Source organism: Collimonas sp. GW821-FHT07E08 (assembly GCF_059418905.1).
Genome location: NZ_JBWKQR010000019.1, coordinates 30,095 through 56,889 on the forward strand (window position 1 = coordinate 30,095; position 26,795 = coordinate 56,889).

General features: G+C 61.5%; 12 protein-coding genes. 4 read left to right on the forward strand and 8 right to left on the reverse strand.

Annotated features, from left to right (window positions below):
* Positions 1 to 87 precede the first annotated feature (87 nt).
* From AC07RZ_RS21110 to AC07RZ_RS21125, 4 genes are all read right to left on the reverse strand, one after another.
* Complete coding sequence (locus AC07RZ_RS21110) at positions 88 to 3,222, reverse strand: efflux RND transporter permease subunit (RefSeq protein WP_494669459.1); 3,135 nt, start codon at positions 3,220 to 3,222, stop codon at positions 88 to 90.
* Positions 3,219 to 4,760 carry an efflux RND transporter periplasmic adaptor subunit gene (locus AC07RZ_RS21115; protein WP_494669460.1) on the reverse strand — a complete coding sequence of 514 codons (1,542 nt, stop codon included), beginning with the start codon at positions 4,758 to 4,760 and terminating at the stop codon, positions 3,219 to 3,221. The genes AC07RZ_RS21110 and AC07RZ_RS21115 overlap by 4 nt, the downstream gene beginning before the upstream one ends.
* Positions 4,757 to 6,106 (reverse strand): TolC family protein, encoded by a 1,350-nt coding sequence (locus tag AC07RZ_RS21120; protein ID WP_494669461.1) that lies wholly within the window; start codon positions 6,104 to 6,106, stop codon positions 4,757 to 4,759. Before AC07RZ_RS21120 ends, AC07RZ_RS21115 begins: the two co-directional genes overlap by 4 nt.
* Positions 6,107 to 6,181: 75 nt before the next feature.
* A complete protein-coding gene (locus AC07RZ_RS21125) occupies positions 6,182 to 6,586 on the reverse strand; it encodes a hypothetical protein (RefSeq protein ID WP_494669462.1) in 405 nt (134 codons plus the stop codon).
* 232 nt (positions 6,587 to 6,818) lie between these two features.
* Here AC07RZ_RS21125 and AC07RZ_RS21130 point away from each other — a divergent pair, with 232 nt between their 5' ends.
* Complete coding sequence (locus tag AC07RZ_RS21130; RefSeq protein ID WP_144737954.1) at positions 6,819 to 7,355, forward strand: DUF2058 domain-containing protein; 537 nt, start codon at positions 6,819 to 6,821, stop codon at positions 7,353 to 7,355.
* 55 nt (positions 7,356 to 7,410) lie between these two features.
* Here the strand turns inward: AC07RZ_RS21130 and AC07RZ_RS21135 are convergent, their stop codons facing one another.
* A complete protein-coding gene (locus tag AC07RZ_RS21135) occupies positions 7,411 to 9,228 on the reverse strand; it encodes an AI-2E family transporter (protein ID WP_494669463.1) in 1,818 nt (605 codons plus the stop codon).
* A gap of 672 nt (positions 9,229 to 9,900) precedes the next feature.
* Between AC07RZ_RS21135 and AC07RZ_RS21140 the strand changes: the two genes are divergently transcribed.
* From AC07RZ_RS21140 to AC07RZ_RS21150, 3 genes are all read left to right on the forward strand, one after another.
* Positions 9,901 to 12,360, forward strand: coding sequence for an ATP-binding protein (locus AC07RZ_RS21140; protein ID WP_494669464.1), 2,460 nt, complete (start codon positions 9,901 to 9,903; stop codon positions 12,358 to 12,360).
* 788 nt (positions 12,361 to 13,148) lie between these two features.
* Positions 13,149 to 20,441 carry an ESPR-type extended signal peptide-containing protein gene (locus tag AC07RZ_RS21145; RefSeq protein WP_494669465.1) on the forward strand — a complete coding sequence of 2,431 codons (7,293 nt, stop codon included), beginning with the start codon at positions 13,149 to 13,151 and terminating at the stop codon, positions 20,439 to 20,441.
* Between the two features lie 150 nt (positions 20,442 to 20,591).
* Positions 20,592 to 21,347 (forward strand): OmpA family protein, encoded by a 756-nt coding sequence (locus tag AC07RZ_RS21150; protein ID WP_494669466.1) that lies wholly within the window; start codon positions 20,592 to 20,594, stop codon positions 21,345 to 21,347.
* 11 nt (positions 21,348 to 21,358) lie between these two features.
* Here the strand turns inward: AC07RZ_RS21150 and AC07RZ_RS21155 are convergent, their stop codons facing one another.
* From AC07RZ_RS21155 to AC07RZ_RS21165, 3 genes are all read right to left on the reverse strand, one after another.
* The gene (locus tag AC07RZ_RS21155) at positions 21,359 to 22,168 is read right to left on the reverse strand and encodes a hypothetical protein (protein ID WP_494669467.1); all 810 of its coding nucleotides are present in this window, start codon (positions 22,166 to 22,168) and stop codon (positions 21,359 to 21,361) included.
* A 144-nt stretch (positions 22,169 to 22,312) separates the two neighbouring features.
* A complete protein-coding gene (locus AC07RZ_RS21160) occupies positions 22,313 to 22,792 on the reverse strand; it encodes a hypothetical protein (protein WP_494669468.1) in 480 nt (159 codons plus the stop codon).
* A gap of 350 nt (positions 22,793 to 23,142) precedes the next feature.
* On the reverse strand, positions 23,143 to 26,361 hold the full coding sequence (locus AC07RZ_RS21165) for a di-heme oxidoredictase family protein (RefSeq protein WP_494669469.1): 3,219 nt from the start codon (positions 26,359 to 26,361) through the stop codon (positions 23,143 to 23,145).
* Positions 26,362 to 26,795: the final 434 nt, after the last annotated feature.

The following is a 26,795-nucleotide window of genomic DNA, read 5'->3' on the forward strand; positions in this document are numbered from 1 at the left end:
TTGCTGCGGCTTCCTTGCGCTTCAACGGCCATTGCGATCTATGCCTTCGCCGGCCACGCCAGGCCGGCCGCGCCTAGCCGGCCGCACCTAGCCGGCCGCGCGCACCTGGCGCCGGCGCAGCAGCAGATACGCCGCCGGCACCACAAACATCGACAGCAGCGGCGCAGTGATCATGCCGCCTACCATCGGCGCCGCAATGCGCTGCATGACTTCCGATCCGGTGCCGGCGCCAAGCATGATCGGCACCAGGCCGGCGATAATCACCGCCACCGTCATCGCCTTCGGACGCACCCGCAGCACCGCGCCTTCGCGGATCGCATCGAGCAGGTCGGATTCGCCGTGCTTGCCGGCGGCCAGCCGTTCTGCCCAGGCATGCTTGAGATAGAGCAGCATGATCACGCCGAACTCCGCCGATACGCCGGCCAGCGCGATGAAACCGACGCCGCCGGCGACCGACAGGTGGAAATCGAGCAGCCACAGCAGCCAGATGCCTCCCGCCAGCGCAAACGGCAGCGTGCCCATGATCAATGCCGCCTCGTCGAAACGCTTGAAGGTCAGGTAAAGCAGGACGAAGATGATCAGCAAGGTGGCCGGCACCACGATCTTGAGTTTGGCGGTGGCGCGCTCCAGGTACTCGAACTGCCCTGACCAGGCAATCGAGTAACCCGCAGGCAATTTGACTTCCTTCGCCACGGCTTGCTGCATGTCATGCACGGCCGAGCTCAGGTCGCGATCGCGGATATCGACGTAGACCCAGCCCGACAGGCGCGCGTTTTCGCTCTTCAGCATCGGCGGGCCGTCGTTGATGCGGATCGCGGCGACATCGCCCAGCCGGATCTGGGCGCCGCGCTCGGTCAGCACCGGCAGCCGGCGCAGCTTCTCGACCGAGTCGCGCACTTCGCGCGGATAACGCACATTGATCGGGAAGCGCTGCAATCCTTCCACGGTTTCGCCAATGTTGTCGCCGCCGATGGCGGCCGACACCACGCTTTGCACGTCGGAGATATTCAAGCCGTAGCGGGCCGCCGCATCGCGGTCGATATTCACATCGACATAGCGGCCGCCGTTCAAGCGCTCGGCCAAGGCCGACGAGACGCCGGGAACGTGCTTGACGGCGCGCTCTATGTCGCCGGTAATGCGGTCGATTTCCTGCAGGTTGACACCCGCCACCTTGACGCCGACCGGGCTTTTGATGCCGGTGGCAAGCATGTCGATCCGGTTGCGTATCGGCGGCACCCAGATGTTCGACAGCCCGGGCACCTTGACGATGCGATCCAGCTCTTGCACCAGCTTGTCCGGCGTCATGCCGGGCCGCCATTGGCCGCGCGGCTTGAACTGGATCATGGTTTCAAACATTTCCAGCGGCGCCGGATCGGTAGCGCTTTCGGCGCGGCCGGCCTTGCCGAACACGCTTTCCACCTCCGGCACGGTCTTGATCAGGCGATCGGTCTGCTGCAGCAATTGCGACACCTTGCCCGCCGATAAACCAGGCAGCGCCGATGGCATGTACAGCAGGTCGCCTTCGTCCAGCGGCGGCATGAACTCGCCGCCAAGCCGGGCCATGGGCCAAACCGTCAGCATCGCCGCCAGCGCCGCCGCCAGCAGGGTCATCTTGGGAGAGCGCAGTACGATATCGAGCAAAGGCCGGTACAGCGCGATCAGGAAACGATTCAGCGGATTCCTCTGTTCATCGGGAATCCGCCCCCGGATCAGGTAACCCATCAAGACCGGGATCAGCGTCACCGCCAGGCCGGCGGCGGCCGCCATGGCATAGGTCTTGGTGAAGGCGAGGGGAGCAAACAGGCGTCCCTCCTGGGCCTCCAGCGTGAACACCGGAATGAACGAGAGCACGATGATCAGCAGCGAGAAGAACAACGCCGGACCCACTTCGGCTGCGGCGTCGCCGATGACGCGCCAGTGATCGTCCCCTGCGAGTTTTTCGCCAGGATGGGCGTGGTTCCAGGCTTCGATATGCTTGTGGGCGTTCTCGATCATCACCACGGCGGCGTCGACCATGGCGCCAACGGCGATCGCAATCCCGCCCAGCGACATGATATTGGCGTTGACTCCCTGGTAGTACATGACGATAAAGGCGACCAGGATGCCGATCGGCAGCGTGATGATGGCAACCAGCGCCGAGCGCACGTGGAACAGGAAGAGCGCGCAGACCACGGCGACGACGATGAATTCCTCGACCAGCTTTTCTTTCAGGTTGGCGACGGCGCGCTTGATCAGGCTTGAACGGTCGTAAGTGGCGACGATCTCTACTCCCGGCGGCAGGCTCGCCTTCAGTTTCTCCAGCTTGGCCTTCACCGCATCGATGGTCTCCAGCGCGTTCTTGCCGGACCGCATGATGATCACGCCGCCGGCAACTTCGCCTTCGCCATTCAATTCGGCGATGCCGCGCCGCATTTCCGGGCCGACCTGGATGCGCGCGACGTCGCCCAGCCGCACCGAGACCCCGGCGTCGGTCGTCATCAGCGGAATCTTGCGGAAATCGTCGAGCGATTCCAGGTAGCCGGAGGCACGCACCATGTATTCGGCCTCGCCAAGCTCCAGCACCGAGCCGCCGGTTTCCTGGTTGGCTTTCTGCACGGCGCCGATGATCCTGCCTTGCGGGATGTTGTAAGCACGCATCTTGTCTGGATCGAGCACGATCTGGTACTGCCGCACCATGCCGCCGATGCTGGCGACTTCCGATACATTCGGCACCGCTTTCAATTCATACTTGAGAAACCAGTCCTGCAGGGCGCGCAGCTGCGACAAATCCATCTTGCCGCTGCGGTCGACCAGCGCATATTCGTAGACCCAGCCGACGCCGGTCGCGTCCGGTCCGAGCGCGGTTTTCGCTTGCGGAGGCAGCCGCGACTGCACCTGGTTCAGATATTCCAGCACCCGCGAGCGGGCCCAGTACGGATCGGTGCCGTCTTCAAACAGGATGTAGACGAAGGAATCGCCGAAAAACGAATAACCGCGCACCGTCTTTGCCCCCGGCACCGATAGCATGGTGGTGGTCAGCGGATAAGTGACCTGGTTTTCGACGATCTGCGGCGCCTGGCCGGGATAGCTGGTGCGGATGATGACTTGCACATCCGATAAATCCGGTATCGCATCCAGCGGCGTGCGCGCCAGCGACCAGATGCCCCAGGAGGTCGCCATCAGCGTCGCCAGCAGCACCAGGAAGCGGTTGGCGACAGACCAGCGGATCAGCTTGGCGATCATTGCGCGGCTCCCTTCGCCGCGCCGGCCGCCGGCGCAATCGTGGAGATCTCGAACGCGCCATCCTTGACCGGACGGATCTCGAAGACGACGTTGCCGCCGACCGCAATGTTGCCTGGCAAGCCGGCGGCGGGCAGCTTGAAGCCCATCGTCATCGCTCCCCATTGCAGGCTGGGAATAGGCCCATGCGAGATGGTGATCTCTTCCCTGGTGATGCTTTCGACCTTGCCTTCGCCGCGGTGCACCGGTCCGGCAGCCTTGTCGGGCGCAGGCGCCGCCATGCCCGCCATGCGTGTTTCGGCGCCTGTCAGGCTGGCTTCCGAATCGATCAGGAACTGGCCGGAGACGACCACTTTTTGTCCGGCATCCAATCCCTTGCGGATTTCGGTCTGGCCGTTGCTTTCGCTGCCGGTTTCAACCTCGGCCGGGATGAACTTGCCGTTGCCTTGCGCCACCATCACGACACTGCGGGTTCCCGTCTGGATCACCGCTTCGGTCGGCACCAGCAAGATATCCTTGCGCGCCACCGACGAAAAATCAATCGTCGCAAACATGCCCGGCACCAGCCGGCCGGCCGGATTGGCCAGTTCGATGCGCGCCTTGAGGGTGCGGGTTGCGGGATCCACATCCGGCAGGATCGCGCTGACCTTGCCTTTGAATACCGTTCCCTGCAGCGCCGGCGTGCGCGCTTCGACCATGTTTCCCGGACGTACCTGCGCCGCCAGGCTTTCCGGCACATCGGCATTGACCCAGATCGTGCCGAGGCCGTTGATCTTGAACATCGGGGCGCCTGCCATCACGGTCATGCCTTCACGCACGGCCAGTTCCGAGACCACGCCGCCGACAGGCGCGAAAACGGTCAGGCGCGCCTGCACCTTGCCGCTCGATTCCACCAGCCGGACCTGGTCGTCCGTCATGCCGGCCAGGCGCATGCGCTGGCGCGCGCCGCCAAGCAGGCTGTCCATGCCGCTGCCCTGCATGCGCCGGACCGACAGGTACTCTTCCTGGGCCGCCACCCACTCCGGCACATACAGTTCGGCCAGCGCCTGTCCTTTGCGCACCAGGTCGAGCGGCGCGCGCACATACAGCCGCTCGACGAAGCCATTGCTGCGCGCCTGCACCAGGGCGGCATCGCGTTCGTTGTACGCCACGCTGCCTACCGCCGCGACTGCCGACGCCAGATAGCCCCTGGTAACTTCGGCAGTACGGATGCCGAGATTCTGCTGCACGCGCGGGCTGATATCGACCTTGCCGCCATCGCCGGCATCGTCGGCATAGACCGGGACCAGCTGCATGTCCATGAACGGCGATTTGCCCGGCTTGTCGAACTTCTGGCCCGGCGCCATCGGATCGTGCCAATACAGCACTTTCTTGCCGGAGCTGCCGGTGTTTGCCGCGCCGATTGCCGGGGCTGGCGTCCCGTCCGGCATGGGCGCCGCCATTTTTTTACCCTGGTTCATGCCGGCCCAATACAGGCCATAACCGGCTCCCGCAAGGAGAACGACAATAACAGCAGCGAGGAATGGTTTCTTGTTATTCATTGGGAGTCCTTGTCCATTCCCGACTGCGCCATCAGGTCGCTGCTCGGAAACAGGAAATTGAGTTGCGCCCACAGGCGGTCGGTTTCGGTCGCCAGCTGCAGGGCCTGGACGCGGACGTCGATGACGTTGCGGCGCGCTGCCAGCACGTCGGCCAGGGCCGCTTTGCCGCCGCGATAAGCCGTGATCGCGGCCAGCGTGCGTTGATTGGCCAGCGGAATCAGTTCATCCTGGTAACGGGCATAGCGCTCGCGGCCGTTTTGCCATTCGTCGATCATGCTGCGGGTTTCCGCAACATGGGCGCGCAACATGTCCTCGCGCTCGGCCCTGGCTTGTTCCACCAGCGCCAGTTTGGAAGAGAGCTCGCGATCCTGGCGATTCTTCCGGTCCCACTGCAGCGGGATCGACAGGCCGACCGACACCATGTTGGAAAAAGCCGCACTGCGCTGCTGGAACGCCATTTCCACGGTCCAATCGGCTTTTTCATTGGCCTTCGCCAGTTTTGCGTCCGTCTCGGCCACCGCGACCTGCTTGCTCAGCACGGCAATTTGCGGATGATGCGCAAGCGCGCTGTCGAGCGTCGCCGGGTCCAGCCGGATCGCGTCGGTCGCAGGTTTTTCGGCCAAGGCGAGATCGGCTGCATTGCCGATCCAGCGCGCCAGCATGGTATTGGCGTTGCGCACGCGGCGCCGGCTTTCGCTGGCGCGGTCGTCAAATGCCGCCAGCGCGCCTTGAGCGGCAAAAACATCCGCCTGGCTGCCGCGGCCGGCACGGTAGGCGCCTTCGGCCGATTGCATTTCGAGCCTGGCTTGTTCACCTTGCTCGGCCACGACCGCCGCCATCGCGTCCGCGTAATAGCGGTCGAACCAGGCCAGCGCGGTATCGCGTTCAATCGCGGCGGTTGCCATGGCCTTTTCGGCCAGGGTCTTTTGCGCTTCCAGCTCGAAGCGCTGGGAGCGCAGGCGGCGCTTGTCGGCGCCCGTGATTTCCTGCATGACGCCGACCCGGCGCATGGTCATGAAATCGTTGTTGAGGCTGCCGCGGTCGCGGCCGGTGACCGGCAGGTTATCGATGCCGACCTTCAACACCGGATCGGGCAGCTGGCCGGCGGCAACCGCCATGTCGCGCGTCGCGGCAGCCGAGAAATCCTGTGCGGTGAGTTGGCGCGAGCGCTCTACGGCGCGGCGCTGGGCTTCGGCCAGCGTCAACGGCGCTTCGGCCGCGTAGACGTTGGCGACAAGTACAAGCGACCCTGCCAGCGCGGCAAAAACGGTTCTTACGGAAAACCGAAGAACCGCATTGCGCACCGGATGGCGGGCGGCAAATGCAGAAAATGCAGGGGATGGCATGAAACCTCCAGATAGCAAGAGACAGCATCGGGCGTGCACGCGGCACGGCGATGGCGGACTAGGCGATCTGGGAGGTCAAATGCGGAAACAGCAGTTGCGTATGGAGAGCGGCGGCGCGGTGGTCCGCGCCAGGAGCAGGGAGTTGGGCCGGGCGTCGGCGGCATGGCCGACAAGCGCGATATTCCGGAATACCAGCGTCAATGCGGCAGCCATGAAAGGCTGCACATGCGGCATGGACGGCTTGTCCAGCGACTGGTTGCCGGCCTGGTCGTTTGCATGGCAGAGGCTGGGCTGGACCTTGTCGGCGCCGGCGCATCCGGCCATCGCCTGGTCGCCATCCATCGGCATCGATACCTGCTCGCCGGCCTGTCCGATGCTGAAACCCGGGCAGGCGTATCCCGCCACGGCAAGCTGCATGAACAGCATGCTGGCCAGCACGATGAACGCGGCGATCAGGCGGGATGGACGGGAGAGTTTCATTGTCTTCAGGTTTTTGCTTTATTTATAGTAAGCAGCGGCGATATTTATTGTCAAGCAACGGCAATTTTCCAGCGCGTGGCCGGCAAACTGATCTCGATAGCGCATTGTCAGCGTTCCCCCTGTGGGAAGGTCAAGGTATATTTGGCAGCGTTCACAAATTTGCTATGCTAGCGTCTTTCCGCCGGCCGGCGCCATTGCCCGGGCCGGCAGTCTCATTTACGGAGCAGCACATATGGCCTCTTTGCAGGAGCAATTTTTAAAAGCCGGCCTGGTCGACAAGAATAAAGTCAAACTGGTCAACCAGGACAAGAACAAGCAGAAGAAGGCCGAGCGCCGGACCGGCACGGCCAGTGTCGATGAAACACGCCTGGCCGCACTCGAAGCGCAACGCAAGAATGCCGAGCGGGCCCGCGAACTGAATGCCCAGCGCGACGCCGCCGCCGCCGAAAAGGCGATCGCTGCGCAAATCGTCCAGATGGTGCAAAAGAATCGCCAAAGCAAGGGCGCCGGCGACATCGCCTACAATTTCACCTACAACAACAAGATCGAACGGCTGTACGTGTCGGCCGCGGTCCAGGCGCACCTGGTGGCCGGGCGGCTGGTGATCATCTGCCAGGGCGACGCCAGGGAACTGGTGCCGAGGATAATCGCCGACAAGATCGCGGAACGCGATGCCTCGCTCGTCGTGCGGGTGAACAAGGCCAGCGCGGAAATCGATGCAGACGATCCGTATGCGGCCTTCCAGATCCCGGACGACTTGATGTGGTAGGCCTGGCGCTTGCACAAAAAACAGCGCGAGCCAGCCAGGCTGCCGCTAATGACATTTAATCCTTATCGCCGGCATGCAGCGTCCCCAGGCAGTCCTGGACTGCTTCTTCAAACGAATGCGTGACGTGGTGCGCGCCTTCAATTTCATTGTCCTGCAGTTGAGGCGGTTCGAATGGGTTGGCAATCAGCAGCACCAGCTGCTTGACGTGCGGCAGGCGGGTCGTCAGGTGAGCCAGGGCGGATTCGATCTGCGCCTGTTCCTTGATGGGTTCGATGCTGACCAGGCAAAATGCCGAAACGATCTCCGGATTGGCGCCGGGAGGAGGAGCCTCTCTCAGCAACTCGTCAAGCGTCAGGTGGCGGCCGTCCACGCCCTGTTTGCGCAAAATCCGCACCAGGATTTCGGCCGCCAGTTCATCGCCAAGCGAACCGGCGCCGATGCCCAGGACGACGGTGCCGGCCGGCACATCGAAGGAGCCTTGCGTGCTGCCGATCACCGCCTCGCGCCGGCGCCGCAGCTGATGGCCGATGTTGACGTCGTCCAGCATGGAGACGCGGGTATATTGCCGCCACCATTTCGGATTTTCGCCTAGCGCTTCGATGACGGCGGCGATAGCGCTGGCCACCTTCAGCTGCTCGCCTTTGCTGATGGCATCCGCATCGAGGTCGGCCCGCGCCAGGTGCAATGCGGGCACCAGCACGGAGTCGCAATAGGCGGCGAACGATTTTCTTTTCAGTATCCGGCGCGCGCTGGCGATGATTTCCTGGGTATCGCCCGAAAGTGCGCGCTGGTAGAAATTCTGCGGCAGCGTGAGCGCCGGTATCTCGCCAAGCAAGATCTCGAACATGTTCAGTGTCCTGAAATAGCGGCCGGCGACAACCAGGCACAAGGTCAGCGGCGTCGACAGCACCAGCCCGACAGGCCCCCAGATCCAGCTCCAGAAGATCGCAGCGATCACCACCGAAAGCGGCGACAGCCCGGTCGTGTGGCCGTACAGTTTGGGTTCCACCACCTGGGCGAACACAACCTCGATGACAAGAAACAGGATGAGCGTCATGACGGCCAGCGACCAGCCCGGCGAAATGGCGGCCGCCAGCAAGGTGGCGCAGAATGCGGCAATCCATACCCCGACATAGGGAATGAAACGCAGGATGGCCGCCATGGCGCCCCATAGCAGCGCCTGGGACAGGCCAAGGATGCTCAGTCCCAGCCAGACCAGCACGCCAACGCCGATGTTGACGGCGAACTGCGACACAAAAAAGCGCGACAGGCGCTCGCCGGCGTCGTTGACCGCGACCGTCGTGGCGCGCAAATCGTTGCCGCCGGCCAGGCGGATAAAGCGGTCGCGCAATGCCTCGTGTTCCAGCAGCACAAAAATCAGCACGACGAAGACAATGCCCGCCATTTCCAGCGGAGGCCATACGGAAGAGACGATCCGCGTCAGCAATTGCAGCGGCTGTTGCGGCGGCTCATGTATTTCGACGGCAATCGGCGACTTGCTGCTGCCTGGCGCCGCCGCGTCAGGACTGGCGCCTCGCTGCCGGTCGGACAGATGCTCGATCCAGCGCCCGGCCTCTCCGTTCAGTTCTCCCAGTTTGCCAAGGGTCAGCTGATCGAGCACGGCTACCTTGCTGCGTATCGTGTCGGCGTATTGCGGCAGGCTTGCGCCAATCCGCACGACCTGCGATCCAATCGCCAGTCCGACCGCCCCCAGCGCAAGCGCCAGCATCACGACCGCAACGCAGACCGAAACGGTTGGTCCTATGCCGATCTGCCGCAGGCGATGGATAAACGGCGTGATGAGCAGGCTCAGGATGATGGCGAGCGTGATCGGGATGAGGACATCGCGCCCGAAGTAGAGCAACGCGAGCACGATTGCCGTTCCCAGGATGCCGGTAATACGGTCGGGCTGCCTCTGTAGGTTTTGCAGTTTCGACAATGGACGCCTCTGAGGTGGTTAAACTTTACATGGCCGGATTGCGCTCCGTTCCTGACCGATGCTGCTTATCCTCACGCAATGCGGCAAGCAAGATCGGGTCTTGAGCGCGGGCCGGCTCCGCGTGCAGATTATGCGGCAAAGTGGAGCATTTCGGATTTCGGCATAGTGCTTGGCGATCACACCGGTTTCCCTCCCCATCTTCTGCCTGCAAAATCGCCGCTGTTCCGTGCAGTTAAAGCCTCAGACAAATTTCGCCAGAAATTTCCAAAAAACGGCACTTTCCGGCAATGAAATGGCTGAGGCAATCCGTTCGATCTTGCACATTCCTTTTGCAAAAATTTCCAATCCCTGACACGGGAAAGCGCGAACCTGCCGTCGCGCCGGCATGGCATCTCTGCCCGCAATACGGCTCGGCAAGCGGCTCTTCGGCTCTTTATGCCGAGCCGGATCCCACCGGAATCCGGGCGGGCCAGATGTCATGGTTTTCGCGCGCGATGGATTTCATGGCATGAAAAATGCTATTAAAAGAGGCTGCTGTCAGGCACTTGTATTCAATAACTGCAATCGTTCCACCGGCGCGGCAACGCCTGTGCGGAGAATCTCTACATGTTTAGCGCTCGTTTGAATTTGTTAGGTACGCTCGAATTCTACAGCGCTGAAACCAGTCAAAAAATAAAACTGGGCTACACCAAGCTTGCCTTGCTGCTGGCATATCTTGCACTGGAACCCCGCGCCCATACGCGCGAATCACTTGCCGACTTGTTGTGGCCGGAGTTGGGCGAGCACGATGCCAAGGCCAATCTGCGCCGGGCGTTGTTCAATCTGCAGCAGGCGTTTGCGCGGGCCAGACTGGACAAATCGCTGCTCTACGCAGATCGCAGCATTGTCCGCCTTTCAACAGAACGCTTTTGGATCGACGCGGACGAATTCGAGAATTGGGAAAAGATCGACTGCATAAAATTAACCGATCGGCAACTTGCGCTTTACAGGGGGCCGTTGCTGGACGGGATTTTTCCAGCCGGCGAGAGGCTTGCCAACTGGCTGCAGCTCAGGCGGGCGCGCTGCGAACAGAAAAATGTTTCGCTGCTTGAGCATGCCGTCGTTTTGCATTCGAATGCAGGCGAATTCGATGTCATGGAACGGCGGTGCCGACAGCTCATCTCGGCAGATTTCTTGAATGAACTGGCGCACTCCCGCCTCATGCACATGCACCTTGAGATGGGCAACCAGGTTGCGGCTCGCAATATATACGATGCTTACTGCAGCATGACCCAGCAGCACCTGGGAACTTCTCCTCCCAAAGAAATCACCTCGCTCTTCGACAAACCGGCATATCAACCGCCGGCAGCAATGCAGGCAGCAAGATCAAATCCTGTCTTGGGAAAATTTCCGGCACCCGGGACAAGGCGAGAATATCGATTGGTTTCCACCCTCTATCTCGAGCTGTTTCCCCTTGTCCATTGTGACCGGGAGGCATGGCTGCGCATGAGCACGGCGGCCATCGTGCGGTTGCGCGAATTGTTGTCGAAATATTGCGGCACCTTCCGGCAGCAATCGAATTCTGTCGTCATCGCCTATTTCGGCTATCCGGTTTCAAACGAATTCATAACCGAATGGTCCCTGGCCGCCGGATTGTCCATCCGTCAATGCATTGCGGAAGAGTTCCATCATGTCGGGATCCGAAGCGCGGTCCATGCCGACATCATGATGACAGGCCCGGGATATACCTTGCCTGACATACTGGGGGAATGCACCACGATTGCGCGCAACCTGGCAGAGTCGGCGCCGATGGGGGCGCTGGTTGCATCGGCAGAGACCCGGCATGGAATTGCGTCGCTGTTTGACATGAAGTCCCTTGATGGCGCCCCGCATAAGGCAGTCGAGGTGCATGCGCTGCGCGAGCCCTGCAACGCAATGCGCGACGTCGCGCCATCGCATCGCTGTACTTTCGTGGGCCGCGCGAATGAACTCGAGACGCTGGACCTGGCGTGGACAAAGGCCACCGTCGACGGCGGGATATGCGTGCAGCTGAGCGGTGAAGCGGGAGTTGGCAAGTCGCGCTTGATACAGGAATTCCTTGCTGCAAAAAGAACACAGTTCGCCAATGCACATTGTGCTTGTTTTCATATCGAAAACCTGCTGTCGCCGTTGCATCCCATCCTTGCATTGGTCCGCTCGCTTGGGGGAGCCTTGGAAAACACCGGATCCGGCGAGGGCATCGGGACGGCATCAGCCAATGTGCTTCCTGGAGCTGTCTCCGTAGATGACAATGGATCAAGCCTGCTATCCAATGTCCTGAATGCGCATGAAAAAAATATTCACGGATACCCGGTCTTTGAACGGGAAAAGCTGTTTTCCTCGCTGGTCGGCAGCCTGAAAAAAAATCACAAAGGGTCTCTTACCGTACTGGTGTTTGAAGATATCCAATGGGCGGATAAAGTTTCGCTCGATTTCATCGCCTGGCTCAGGGAGAGGGAAAGGTCCTTGGGCATATTTTTGATAGTGACATGCCGGAAGCATCCCAAAATGCCAGGACCAGCCCTGAGCCCCGGCGTTTCGATGGATATGCAGCCGCTTGGCATGGCTGAGGCGACCAGCATGGCGCTGCAGTTTCCCCAGTTTCTCGAAGCCTCGCCGACATGGCAATCGCACCTGCTTAAAATGGCAGACGGCATTCCGCTATTCCTTGAAAAGCTGCTTCAGAATCCGAATCCTGAAGTTCATTTCACCTGTCCAAAGTCGTTGCGCAACCTCTTGATGGAGAGGATAGACATGCTTGGGGAGATACGCCAGGTGCTGTGCCATGCCTCATGCATAGGTTTCCAGTTCGGGCTGCATGTCCTGGCCGAAATCGAATCGGTCAGTATCCGCAAATGCCAGCAATTGATCCAGACGCTGGTCGCTTCAGGCTTGATTGAGAAGAAGCCTGAAGCGGGCCATTTCCAGTTTCGTTACAGGCTTGTGCGAGAGGTAGCGTATAGCATGTTAACGTTTGAAGAACGGCAACAGATACTTGCAAAGATCGCTCGGCCAAATGCGTTGCAAGCCGCGGCTGGCTATCGATGACGGCTTGCGTCATGTACGCGTCATATACGTCTCAATTAATCCCTCCTGGTGAAAAACCGATAGCAGCTGCAAAAAACGGCCACGCTGCTATCGATGAAAAATAGAGTTTCCATCAAGCTCATCCTGCATGGCCCTCGTTCAAATGTTGTTTCCTGGCTGCAATTGCGACACAGATTGTTAAGCATTGTTAAAAATATTAAAACGCCATCTGAATTTCCGTATTTTTCTCGGGTTATGGACGTTTTATGGATGATGGGTGGAGACACTGAAGGTAACAATTCGCAACAACTAAAACATTTCGGTTTCGTCCGGCGGCAGCGTTAAAACATCATCGTCAGTGAAATTCTTGCAACCCGATTGACGTATCGAAATCGGGATAACTAGGAGGGAACGATCAATGTATTTCTTTAATCACTGTTTCAAAAAAACGTATTCTTTTGCGTTTAATCGCTGCTCTGACGACAGATTTTTCTCCCCGCCAGGCGCTGGTTGAATCGCGCCCTCGCGTGTTTCTAAGCCGCTTATCTCATCGTCGCAGCGATAGCTAGCCGGCCCCGTTTTCAGACAGATTGTTCAGTTTTTCCGTGAGCCCCTGCTGGTTTTCAGCAGAGGCAGGGGACGGCTGTCGAAAAAAAACCGTCGGTGCTTCGCCACGATAAGCAAGCCGATGCAAGACAAGTTTTTGTAAAAAATGTGCTCAATATACCGATCTCCGCGCCCAGAGCTTTTGCGCGCCAGCATGTCGAGCCCGTTGCTATTTCCCATATTCCCTAAACCAAGGAGATGTTATGAACAAGATTCACAGCAAGGTCTGGAGTCCCGCGCGGAACCAGTTCGTGGTCGCTTCGGAGATTGCCGCTTGCCCTCGTGGCGGCGCACCGGGACAAGGCGGGCGGCGCGCATTGTTGCGCAGCCGGAGCCCGGCGGTGTTTGCCGCGCTGGTGGCGTCGGGCTGGCTCGGATGGGCTTCGCTGGCGCAGGCGCAAGCGGTGGATTGCTCCGTGGCGCCTTACAACGTCTATAACAGCACCGCGTCGTGCATGGGTTTTCAGTCCGCGGCCAGCGGTACTGGAGCCACCGCGCTGGGATCGCTTGCGCACGCCAACGTGCTGGGCGCGCTGGCCGTGGGCTACAACTCTCTTTCCACCGGCCAGAACGGCATAGCCATGGGTTTCCAAGCCTATACCAACTCTATCAATGCCATTTATCTGGGGGCGCGTAGCGCTGCCGGCACCGGTGCGACCGCGGGTGGCGCGATTGGCATTGGCACCGATGTCACGGCTTCCGGTGCCAATGCCCTTGCCATGGGATCTCTTTCGGTCAGTGCCAGCACCAATAGCGTTGCTTTTGCCAACAGCAGCTCGGTGGATGCGAACTCGGTCAACAGCATCGCCATTGGTTATGTGACCAAGGTCGTCAACTCCAACAATGCCGTTGCTCTCGGCTCGGGCTCGCTTGTGAGTGGAGGAACCCACGGGACGGCCGTCGGCTGGCAAGCCTATGCGTCGGCCCTCAACGCAGTCTACCTGGGCGCCCGCACTGCCGGGACTGGTGCGTCGGCCGAGTCGGCCGTCGGCATCGGTACGGACGTAAGCGCATCGGGCATCTATTCCATCGGCATGGGTTTGGGAGCCAATGCGTCGGCTGCCAACGCCATAGCGATCGGTCGTGCATCGAAGGCGCAAGCGGCTTCTACCATCGCCTTTGGCGACAGCAGTACCGTCGCCGCCGCAGCCGGCACAGGCTCCATCGCCGGCGGCCATAATTCGCAGGTAACCGGCGGCACCGGCGCGATAGCCTTGGGTGAAGGGCAGGTCGCCAATGGCAATGGCGCAGTGGCAATCGGCGATCCGAATGTGTCTTTTGGTACGGGCGCCGTCACGATGGGAGCGAACAACATCGCGGCAGGCAATGCGGCCGGGACTGTTGCAGCCAATGGCGCCGTCGCGATCGGCAACAGCAACAGCGCGATTGGACAGGGTTCTATCGCCTTGGGCAACGCGTCGACCGCTGCGGCCGCCGGCGGCATTGCACTCGGAGATACGGCGAATGCGGTGCTGGGCAACGGCGTGGCGATCGGCGCCAATTCAAAAGCTAACAACGCCAATGATGTGGCGCTCGGAGCCGGCTCGACCACGGCGGCGCCGCACACGGGCGTCACCGCCCAGTTTGGCGGCACGGCGGCAGGCATTGCCAATGCTGCCAATGGCGTGGTGTCGGTCGGTGCGGCGGGTACCGAGCGTCAGATCCAGAACGTGGCGGCAGGCGTGATTTCGTCCACCAGCACCGACGCGATCAACGGTTCGCAGTTGAATACGGTCGTCACCGGCATCAATAACCTGGGCACGACCACAGCCAGCACCCTGGGCGGCGGGGCTGCCTATGATCCGGCGACCGGCAATGTCACCGGCTTCAGCCAGCCGATCAATAGTGTTAGCGCTACCGGTGCAGTCACCGGGCCGACGGCGCGGACCACGGTCGCAGGAGCGTTGACGGCATTGAATACCAATGTCGACAACACGGCCAATATCGCGGTCAAGTACGATGCGGTGGGCGGCACCAAGATTACCCTGGGTGCGACCGGCGGCACGGGCGCCGGTGCGCCGGTAACCATCACCAACCTGGCGCCGGCGGCGTTGAACGCGACCAGCACGGATGCAGTGAACGGTTCGCAACTGTTCGGCACCAACCAGAATGTAGCGAACATCACCAACGGCAAGGCTGGCCCGTTCGTCTCGGACAACAGCGTGACGGCGGTGCAGCCGGTATCGAGCGGCGCCAACGCCAGCGCCGGCGGTTTCGGGGCGACGGCGACGGGTGCGGCATCGACGGTGCTGGGCAACCAGGCCACCGATAACGGCAACGCCAATGCGACGGTATTGGGCCAGGGCGCCAGCATTGCGGCCGGCATTACCGGCAGCAATGTCGCCCTGGGACAGGGCAGCACGGTGGCGGCGGCAGCGGTGCCGACCACCGGCGCGACAATCGGCGGCACAGCTTATACCTTCGCCGGCGGTGCGCCGACCGGAGTGGTATCGGTAGGCAGTGCAGGCAACGACCGTCAGATCACCAACGTGGCGGCCGGTCAGTTGAGCGGCGCCAGCACGGATGCAGTGAACGGCAGCCAGCTGTTTGCGACTAACCAGCAGGTGACGGCGAACAGCACGGCGATCACCAACATCAACAACGGTGGCGGCATCAAGTATTTCCATGCCAATTCGACGTTGGCCGACAGTAACGCAGTTGGCACCGACAGCATTGCCGTCGGCCCGGTCGCGAACGCATACGGCAACAGTTCGATAGCGCAAGGCTTGAACGCGGTAGCGGGCGTGAGCGGTACGCCGGCGACGGCGAACGACATTGCCTTGGGCAACGCTGCCAAGGCGACGGGCGGCAACTCTATCGCCCAGGGTACAGGAGCGACTGCCAATTCGGCGGGAGCGATCGCCATTGGGCAGACGGCTAGGGCAACCGGCGGCAAGGCGGTATCGATTGGGGTTGGCAATACCGCCAGCGGCGACGGTGCAGTGGCGATTGGCGACCCGAATTCGGCCATCGGCACCGGTGCAATAGCGATGGGCGCCAACAATACCTCCAACGGTCAAGGCGCTGTGGCGCTCGGCAACTCCAATACGGCAACCGGCCAGGGTTCGGTAGCGTTGGGCAATGCCAGCAATGCGGCGGCGGCAGGTGCAGTGGCGCTGGGCGATACCGCTGTAGCCAACAACACTAACGATGTCGCCTTGGGTTCGCATTCGACTACTGCGGCGCCGCACACAGGCACCACAGCGCAATTTGGCGGTACCGCCGCCGGCGTAGAAGCGGCAGCTTCGACCAACGGCGTTGTTTCTGTGGGTGCCGTAGGTACCGAGCGTCAGATCCAGAACGTGGCGGCAGGCGTGATTTCAGCAACCAGCACCGATGCGATTAACGGTTCACAGCTGAATTCGGTCGTCACCGGCGTCAATAACCTGGGCACGACCACGGCGAGCACCCTGGGCGGCGGCGCTGCCTATGATCCGGCGACCGGCAATGTCGCCGGCTTTAGCCAGCCGATCAATAGTGTTAGCGCTACTGGTGCAGTCACCGGGCCGACGGCGCAGACCACGGTCGCAGGGGCGCTGACGGCGCTGAACGCCAACGTCGACAACACAGCCAATATCGCGGTCAAGTACGATGCGGTGGGCGGCACCAAGATTACCCTGGGTGCGACCGGCGGCGCCGGCGCGGGTGCGCCGGTAACCATCACCAACCTGGCGCCGGCGGCGTTGAACGCCACCAGCACCGATGCCGTCAACGGCTCGCAGCTATACGCTCTTACCAGCGGCAAGACCGGTCCATTCGTGTCAGACAACAGCGTGACAGCGGTGCAACCGGTATCGAGCGGCGCCAACGCCAGCGCCGGCGGCTTCGGAGCGACGGCGACGGGCGCGGCATCGACGGTGCTGGGCAACCAGGCCACCGATAACGGCAACGCCAATGCGACGGTATTGGGCCAGGGCGCCAGCATTGCGGCCGGCACCGCCGGCAGCAATGTGGCGCTGGGGCAGGGCAGCACGGTGGCGGCGGCAGCGGTGCCGACCACCGGCGCGACAATCGGCGGCACGGCTTATACCTTCGCCGGCGGTGCGCCGACCGGAGTGGTATCGGTAGGCAGTGCAGGCAACGAGCGTCAGATCACCAACGTGGCGGCAGGTCAACTGAGCGGCGCAAGCACCGATGCGGTGAATGGCAGCCAGCTGTTTGCAACCAATACGCAGGTGACGGCCAACACCACCGCGATCACCAATATCAACAATGGCGGCGGCATCAAGTATTTCCACGCTAACTCCACCTTGGCCGATTCGGCGGCGAACGGCACCGACAGTGTAGCGATCGGTCCGGTGTCCACCGCGGGAACCACCAATGCCGTGTCGATCGGCAACGGCGCTACCGCCGGCGCGAACGCGGGCGATGTGGCGTTGGGCGCAGGCAGCACGACGGCAGTGGCAGTGGGCACGCCCAGTACGACTATCGCCGGCACCACCTACAACTTTGTCGGTACCACACCGACCAGCACGGTGAGCGTGGGCGCGGCGGGTGCCGAGCGCACCATCACCAATGTGGCGGCGGGCCGCATCAGTGGCAGCAGCACGGATGCGATCAACGGCTCGCAGTTGTTCGCCACCAACCAGGCGGTGGACAACCTCAGCAGCACGGTCACCGCCAACGCGACGCACTACTACAGTGTGAACGACAACGGCACACACGGCGGCAACTACACCAACAACGGAGCTACCGGCATCAACGCGCTGGCGGCGGGCGTGGGTGCTGTAGCGTCGGCGGACAACAGCACGTCGCTTGGTCTGAACACGAACGTCTCGATACTGGGCGGCGTGGCGCTGGGTTCTGGCGCAGTGTCCGATCGCGCGATTGCGCCGTCCTCGGGTTCGATCCTCGTCGGTACCAATGTCATTCCGTACAACACCACCGATCGCATTCTGCGCGGTGCGGTGTCTGTGGGCAACGCCACCGACTTCCGCCAGATCACCAATGTGGCGGACGGCACGACGGATCAGGACGCGGTGACATTGCGTCAGTTGAAGGGGGCGATGAGTTCGTTCTCGGTCACGCCGATCAAGTATTTCCACGCTAATTCCGCCGCCACCGACTCGGCGGCGATTGGTGCGGAGTCCGTCGCCATCGGTCCCAAGACCACGGTAAACGGCGACAACGGCATCGGCATGGGCAATGGCGCGATCGTGCAGCAGACAGCGCCGGGCGGCACGGCGATCGGCCAGAACGCCACGGTGAATCTTGCCGATGGCGTGGCGCTTGGCACCAACGCCACGTCCAACGGCATCCAGGCGATGGCATTGGGTGCTGGGACGCAGGCAGCCTTTGCAGGCAGCGTGGCGCTGGGTGCGGGATCGAAGACGGACGCGGCAGTAGGCACGGCCAGCGCCATCATCGCCGGCACCACCTACAACTTCGCCGGCACGACACCGGGCTCAACCGTGAGCGTGGGCACGACGGGTGCGGAACGCACCATTACCAATGTGGCGGCCGGACAGTTGAACGCGAACAGCACAGATGCGGTGAACGGCAGCCAGCTGAACGCAACCAACCTGGCGATTGCAGCGAACAAAAGCCACTACTACAGCGTCAACGACGGCGGCACCCAAGGCGGAAACTACGATAACAACGGCGCCACCGGAGTGGATGCGCTGGCGGCCGGCGTCGGATCCTCTGCCTCGGCGGCGAACGATGTCGCCATCGGCAATTTGGCTGCAGCTTCGGGCGGATCATCGATTGCCATCGGCGATGGCGCGCAGGCGTCCGGCGCCAACAGCATCAGCATAGGCACCGGCAATGTCGTCAGCGGCGCCAGCAGCGTGGCGATCGGCGATCCGACCATTATTACCGGGACCGGCAGCTTTTCCGTGGGCAATAACAATAACATCGCTTCCAACAATACCTTCGTGTTCGGCAGCAATGTGACGGTGCCCGCGGGGCTGGACGGTTCCGTGGTGCTGGGCAGCGGCAGTGCGGCAGCGGCGGCGAATCCCACTTCCAGCGCCACGGTCAACGGCACCACCTATGGCGGCTTTGCCGGGACTACGCCGACTTCCACCGTATCGGTGGGGGCGGCCGGAGCGGAGCGCCAGATCACCAACGTCGCGGCGGGGCAGGTCACGGCAAGCTCAACCGACGCCATCAACGGCTCCCAGCTCTATTCGGTGGCAAACGGCCTGGGCACTGCAATCAATAACCTGACCACCGTTGTCAACGCCAACCAGTTCCCGATTGCTTCCAGCGAAGGCAAGGCGTTTACCGGTTCTATCGGCGCGGCCGGCAGCAATTCGCTGGGCATGGGCACCAATGCCGTGGCAACCGGCCAAAATTCGACCGCCGCCGGCCAAGGATCGGTGGCGAGCCAGGCCAACACTACCGCGCTCGGCCAGGGCGCACAGGCAACCGCCGCCAACAGCACAGCGCTGGGACAAGGAGCGGTAGCCGGCACCGGCAACAGTGTGGCGATCGGCAGTGCTTCGGTCACCACCGCAGCCGTGGCGACTGCCGGCACCACCATCCGCGGAACCGCCTATTCCTTCGCCGGCGCTGCGCCGGTAGGCACGGTGAGTGTCGGTTCCGTCGGAAATGAACGGCAGATCCAGAATGTTGCTGCGGGACAGCTGAGCGCGACCAGTACCGATGCCATCAATGGCAGCCAGCTGTATGCGACCAACAGCGCCATCAACAACCTGAGCAACGTGGTGGCGTCTACCCAGACCAAGTATTACAGCGTCAATTCCAGCGGCGGCGGCAATGTCAACAATGACGGAGCGACCGGAGCCGATGCCATTGCCTCGGGCAAAAACACCACCGCCTCCGGCACGAATTCAGTCGCCATGGGGGCGGGTGCGAGCGCAACGGCGAACAACGGCGTGGCAATCGGCGCCGGTTCGACGGCTGATCGCGCAGGCCTGGGCGGCGCCAAGGAGTCGTTCTCCAATACAGTGGTGGCATCGACGCAAGGCGCGGTCTCGGTCGGCAGCGCCGGCAACGAACGCCAGATCACCAATGTGGCGGGCGGAACCCAGGCGACGGATGCGGTCAATGTGCGTCAATTGCAGGCGGTGCAGTCAGGCGGGGTGCATTACGACACCAACGCTGACGGTTCTACCAACTACACCAGTGTCACGATGGGCAACGGCGGCAGCAGTCCTGTAGCGATTCATAACGTCGAAGCCGGCACCGCCGCCACGGACGCGGTCAACGTTTCCCAGCTCAATACCGGCCTGCAGCAAGCCAACCAATACGCTAGCGGGCTGGCCATGCAGCTGCAGAACAACATCAACGACGTTGCCAAGAAGGCTTATGCAGGTGTCGCGGCGGCCATGTCGATGGAGAGTGCACCGTACGTGGCTGGCAAGATTACCTACTCGGCAGGATATGGGTACTACCAGAACCAGAATGCGATTGGCGTGTCGTTGCGCCGCACTGCGGATAACGGCCGCTGGAGCCTTAGCGGCGGCGTCTCCGGCACGACTTCCGGTGGTGTAGCTGCCCGGCTTGCGGTGTCTGGCGTTCTCAATTGAACGCCAGGCAGGGTGGACGGTTATTCAAGTAGATCCCTGTGCCTGCCAAGGCACAGGGAAATCTTTCGATTCACATTTTTCCAGGACTAATGTATGCGACATTCTTCCAGTATCTTCCATCGGGCTTTATGCATCAGCATGCTGTATTGCATGAGCTTTTCCGCCACCGCGGCCGACTCCGGCGAGGTGAATTTTCCGGCGCTTGACAGTTCCTACCTGAAGACCGGGGATTTTGTCGGCCCGGACCATGTAAAACGCGTGACGCCGGGCCTGAACAAAGACCAGGTGCGCCGCGAGCTCGGCAACCCGCATTTCAGCGAAGGCATCTTCAACGTTCGCGAATGGGATTACGCGTTCAATTTTTATACCGGCAAGGGCAACGAGTACGTTACCTGCCAGTTCAAGGTGAAGTTCGACGCGGACAACCGGGCTACGTCTACCCATTGGAAGGACCCGGGCTGCGAAAAGTACATCAATCCGCCCGCAGCCAACGATGCGCCGGTAATAGAAAAAGTCTTGCCGCGCCGCGTGGAGCTGGGTGCGGACGGCCTGTTTGCATTTGGCAAATCGGACCTCGGCAACCTTGATCCGGCCGGACGCGGCAAACTCGACGATCTGGCAAACCGTCTCAAGCAGGACGGCGTCAAATTGTCGTCGGTAGTTGTGACCGGGCACACGGACCGGATTGGCTCTGAAGAGGCAAACCTCGCATTGTCGCAGGCAAGGGCCGATACGATCCGCGATTATTTGATACAGAAAGGCGTGGACGGCCGCCTGGTGCGGGCATATGGCGCCGGCAAAGCCAAGCCGGTGGTGCAATGCCCGGGCCAGAAACTGACGCCGCAACTGGTGCAGTGCCTGCAACCCAACCGGCGCATCGAGATCGAAATCGTCGGCGAGCAATAAGCCTGACCGGCCTACTCTTGCGGCGAGAGGCGATTTTTTTTGCAACAGGCGGACGCGATTTGCCTGCCTGTCTGCAAGGCGCCGGCAAAATCCGCGTCGGACATTTGCGCGCCGGCATTGCGCCTGAGCTGGTCTTCCGACAAGGCGCTGTTTCTCGCATCGGCTTCGGCGACCTTGTAGGCGAGCGCTAGTTTTGCATCGCGCGGCAGCAGTTCGCCGGCGTCATACACTTGCGCCAGCAATGCCAGTGCAAATGGCTCTCCCTGTCCGGCGGCGGATTTCAGTTCAGCGACGGCTTCGGTTTTCCACTGCTGGACGACGGGATCGTCCGCGCTTTTTGCCAGGTCGGTGTCACGGCCGTATGGCCCTTCCATGAAGTAATCGATTTGCGCCTCAACTTTCCCCGCGCGCGCGGCCAAGGCCAGGAAGGACAGGCGCTCCTGCAGTTGCGCCGGATTGACGCCCGCGCACAGTGCCAGCAATTTTTTTCGCTCATCTAGAAAGCGGCCGAGCTCGGCGGCGCTGTTGTATGCGGGAGCGGGCTCGTCGTTGCTGGCGCAAACCGCCGCCGCCTGGTAAACATTGTAGGCTGCGTCTTTGTCGCCGCTCCTTGCCAGGCTATTCCATTTGGCGATGTACTCCTGCGCGGTAAGTCCGCCCAGGTCGACCTGGCGGCCGTTTCGCGCATACACGGCGGCAGAGGGAGGAGGGGCCGCGGCGAAGCTGTTTTCCTGGTATGCCGTTCCTGGCGCAAACGGCGAAATCAGTTCGCCGCTGCGAGGAGACGGACTGTAAACAGGAGCCGGGCTTGCGGTTTTCACGCCCGGCTTTTCCCCGGAACTCCCTGTCGCCGACAGATACATTCCAAGGCATGCACCGGCCACTGCGAGCAGCAGCGAATAACGGATAGTCAGGTTCACGGCATCGGGAAACCTAGCGGAATAACTGAGCAGGAACGGCGGCGCTCAGTTCCACAGATAGCAATAAGTTTCGCTGGCTTCCAGGTTGGCGCCTTCGCTGCCGTCGGCCAGCACCTTCTTGATGAATCCATTCGGATGCGCCTGGTCCGGCGTGACGTTGCAGTTGTCGTGGACCCAATGGATGCCATAGCCGCTGGTATACAGCTGGCCGCACATTTCCACCTTGTCGCCTATCTTGAATGCTGCCAGCGATTTCGGAATCGAGGTCGAATTCTTTTGGTAATCCTTCGCGTAGACGTTGTCCATGGCAACGTCGTAAGTCCTGCCATCCGTATCCGCCTTTACGCTGATATGCGTATGCGAGAGCTTGACGCCCTTGAGCGCCTTGCCATCCGCAAATGTCGGTTTGGCGTTGACGGTGCCCGTGAGATAACTGCCGGCAGCGGCGTCGCAATCGGTTTGGCCATCGGCCATGGCGTACATTGCCTGGGTCATCAGGCAAAGGGAAAGCAGGAATTTTTTCATTTACGTTTTCTCCTTCGTGTTTCTATAAGGTCCATCGGTTAATAAAACAGGGGATGACTGTTGCTTTCACCGTCACGCGGCACGGACTTTCTCCGGCCTGCGCCATGCAAGCCAGGATATCGTCCTGGCGGCTTGTAAAAAATAACAGTTACTTATTACGCAATGATGACTTTAGGAAATATTTTTCCGTTGCGCTGTGGAAATAATTAATGTTGCCTGTTAATCAACCCGAAGTAAAGGACGCCGCCCAGGCTCCGCTGGTTATAAGAATGCCGAGAACCATGCAAAAGGCCGCTGGGTAGGTCATCTACCCAGCGGCCTGCACATCATGCAAAACGGTCCTTTAGGAACTACAGCGACTTGAGGAACGCCAGCAGCGCGTCGCGGTCCGTCGCGGACAGCGCCTGGAAGCGCTGGCGGGCGCGATCCGCCTCGCCGCCATGCCAGAGGATGGCTTCGGTCAGGTTGCGGGCGCGGCCGTCGTGCAAATAACCGACTTTGGCGCTGTTGCCCATGACCTTGTCGGTGTAGCCGATGCCCCACAAAGGCGCGGTACGCCACATGCTGCCTTTGGCCTGGCCCTCGACAAACTTGTCGGCAAGGTCCGCACCCATGTCATGCAGCAGCAAGTCGGTATAAGGGTGGATCGTCTGGTTGCGCAATTCGGCAAACAGATGGCCCGGCCCGGTCTTCATCTCCACCGCGTGGCAGGCCGTGCATCGTATGCCCTGGAAGACCTTGGCGCCGCTGCTTACCTGTGCCGGATCGACGCGATGCTCATCCAGCGGCGCTACGCCTTTGGGGAAACCGCTGGCGATACTGCGCTGGGCTGGCACGCCCACCAGCGAAAGATAGTTGGAGATCGATTGCAGGTCGGACTCCGAGATGCCCTTTTGGGCGCCGGCGGAAGCGCAGCCGGCAGGGTCGGTGTTGCAGGCACGGTTGGGGTAGACGGGGGAGGTCACAGCCATGTCCAGTAGCAGTGCGGAAGCAGCCTGCTGGCGCAGCGTCGCCTTGGAAGCCTTCCAGCCGAAGCGGCCCAGGCGGACGGCGCCTGTCTCAGGATCGAAGACGAAGTTAGGCAGGCCCTTGACGCCATCGGCGTCCGCTGTCGTGCGGGCTCGCGCAAGGATGTCCGCTTCCGGTACGGCTTCGAGCAAGCCGGTGCCGATCATGGGCTGGGCGGCGCGCAGCGAGACGGCATCCGGCACCGGTCCCTCGAACGCCAGCGTCGGCTTGCGCAATTCGACTGCGGTGCCGTCGGCAAGCTTCACCGAACGGGTCTCGAAGCCGCCGACACTGACGCTGTTGCCCCAGTTCTGCGAGGTGCCGGTTGTCGATACGCCATTCATCTGGACTGCGGTGCCATACTGCGGATGCGGCAGCTGCTGCCCCGTGGCGTCGATCATCGCCACCCGCACCGACATGCTGTCAAGCCGCTGGTTCAATCCGCCTGGCGCTATGCTGCGGCCGTTGTTGACGTGGCAGGCGATGCAGGCGGACTGGTTGAAGCGTTGTCCCTGCAGCCCGACAGCCGGTGCGTAGCGGTCGTTGCCCGGTTCGTTGTGGTCGCCGGTGGTGAAGTTGGTATGCACCAGCCGCCGGCCTTCGACAAAGCGCTGGATGTTCTGCATGCCGACATTGTTTTGCGGCTGCTGGAACATGAACAAGCCATTGTCCGAGTAGTTGTAGGACACCGAGCCCACGCCGCCCGACAAGGTCTCGGCCGGCAGCGGCACTGAATTCAGGCGCGGCTGCACGCCGTACCAGGGCCTGAGGCCGGTTCCCACCACGTATATCCATTCGGAAGAGTAGTAGCGGATGCCGCCGTCGTCGCCTTTGGCGAGCATGGCGTCCTTGGTCGAGAAGAACGACGGCGAGACTTCGATGACATCGCCCACCACCAGCGGCCGTCCGGGGACGTTGCCGCCATTGGGGAAGCCGTCAGGACCAAGGGCGCCATGCCCTGGGTAGCCGCTGACAGTCAGGCTGCAGCCGTTGTTGTACATGCCGGCGTTGGCCAGTTTGCCGTTCGGCGGGTACGGTACAGGAGGGCAGATGGTGAGGTTGCGGTCCACCAGCTCGCCGGGATTCATCCAGCCATATCCGGTAACGCCAGGCCGGTCGAAGGCGCGGAACCAGGCCACGCCGCCGGGCAGCTGGGCTTGCTGGAAGTACTCGTTGACTTTCAGCGTCGGCTTGGTCACGCCTGCCACGCGGCTATTGTCGATCACCTCGAAACCCCAGGTGCGGTTCTTGAAGTACTGCGGCACGAAAGTCAGGTAATTGCCTGGCCCCTTGTCCACCGGTGCGCCGGTAGCCGGGTCGACCGTCTCGTTCGGGCCATAACCGATCTCATTCCATTCCTCGCCGCGCTCGCGGCCGTGGCGCGCCAGGCCGCGCGCACCGAAGCGGGTGACCAGCGTGCCGTCGGGCAGCGTGAACTGCAGCGTTTCCAGCGGCTCGGCCGACGTCGGCAATGGCGTCCAGCCGTTGCCGCTGGCGGGAAATTTCAGGGCCGACGTGGTGTTGCTGGGCAGCGTGTTGTCGCTGCCTGGCGTCTTGAACTGCACCTCGAATAGCGAGTAGCCATACTGCGTGGCTCGGGCTATGCCCTGCAACCGGATGTAGCGGGCATTGACGCCGAGATTGAAGAATTCCTCGGTGCCGCCCTGGCCATTGCTCACGTAGCGCAGCTGCGACCAGGTCTGGCCGTCGTCCGACACGCGTAACGCGTATTGCTTGCCGTAGGAGTTTTCCCAAAGCAGCTTCATATAGCCGACCTGCGTCTTGGCGCCAAAGTCGAATTGAATCCAGGCGCCGTCCTCGGATGCGCTGGACCAGCGCGTAGTCATCTTGCCGTCGATCGCCATGGCGGCCGACAAGCCCGGGTTTTCCAGGGCTGACGAGGTCGCCGCGACCGGTGTGATGGTCACGCCCGGCTTGCTGGTGTCGACCGGCACGGGCGCCGGATTGGATACGGGCGGCGCCACCGGGGTGCCTGAGAAGGCTTGGATCTCGAAGATCGAATAGCCGTACTGGGTCGAGCGTTTGATGCCCTTCATGCGCAGATAGCGGCCCTGCCCTGAGAGCCCGGTCCAGTCCTCGGAGCCGCCCTGGCTGTTGTCCACGGTCTTGATCGTGGTCCAGTTGGCGTTGTCGTCGGAGACCTGCAGCAGGTATTGGAGAGCGTGCGCGTTCTCCCAGTCGATGTGCACGCGATTGATGACCTGGGTTGTGCCGAAATCCAGCGTCAGGTATTCATCGTCGGAGAAGCCGCTGCCCCAGCGCGTACTCTCGTTGTGGTCGATGGCGGAAGCGGCAGACAGGTCGCCGCGTTCCGCCGAACTGGCGCTGGCGCTCACCGGCGTCAGCACGGTTTCCGCCGCCGCGCTTGCCGCGGCCAGGACCTTGGAGGACTTGGCCGCGGCATCCTGGGTTGCTGGATCGTCGCTGCCTCCTCCTCCGCAGGCTGCAAGCAGCAACGCCAAGGCGAGAGGCAGTATTTGTGTCGACAGATGGCGCAATGGGGGTAATTCGAGCCGACGTCGATATGGCACTTTATTCATGGTGCGTTCCTTTGTTTTTGTTATTGCGTTCTAGTCAAAAAAAGGTTGGTTCAGTTGGTTTATAAGCGGTCAAAATAAGCGTTCAAAACGTTGCCATGCGTTGTTTCCATGTAAGGCATTGGAACGTTGAGCCCGGTGTTCATGTGAAGCTTGCGTGCTGATTCTGGCCAGGCCTGATGCCTGTGCAAATAATTTCACTTGCCGATTCGCGTGCCGCGGCACGTGTCTATTGCTGGATCCTGCGGACTACGGTTCGCATGGAATGTCCGATGACGGATTCACCCGCGCGAGCAGTGCGGGAACTTGCTTATGAGCAAGTGTTGTACCAGCAGGATTGTGGGCTTTTTTTTCGACATTTAGCGGCAATGAAGAATTTATTGCCTGTCATTTGTCAGAGACTGACATTTTTTGTCGGCGGGACTGATGCCTGCGGC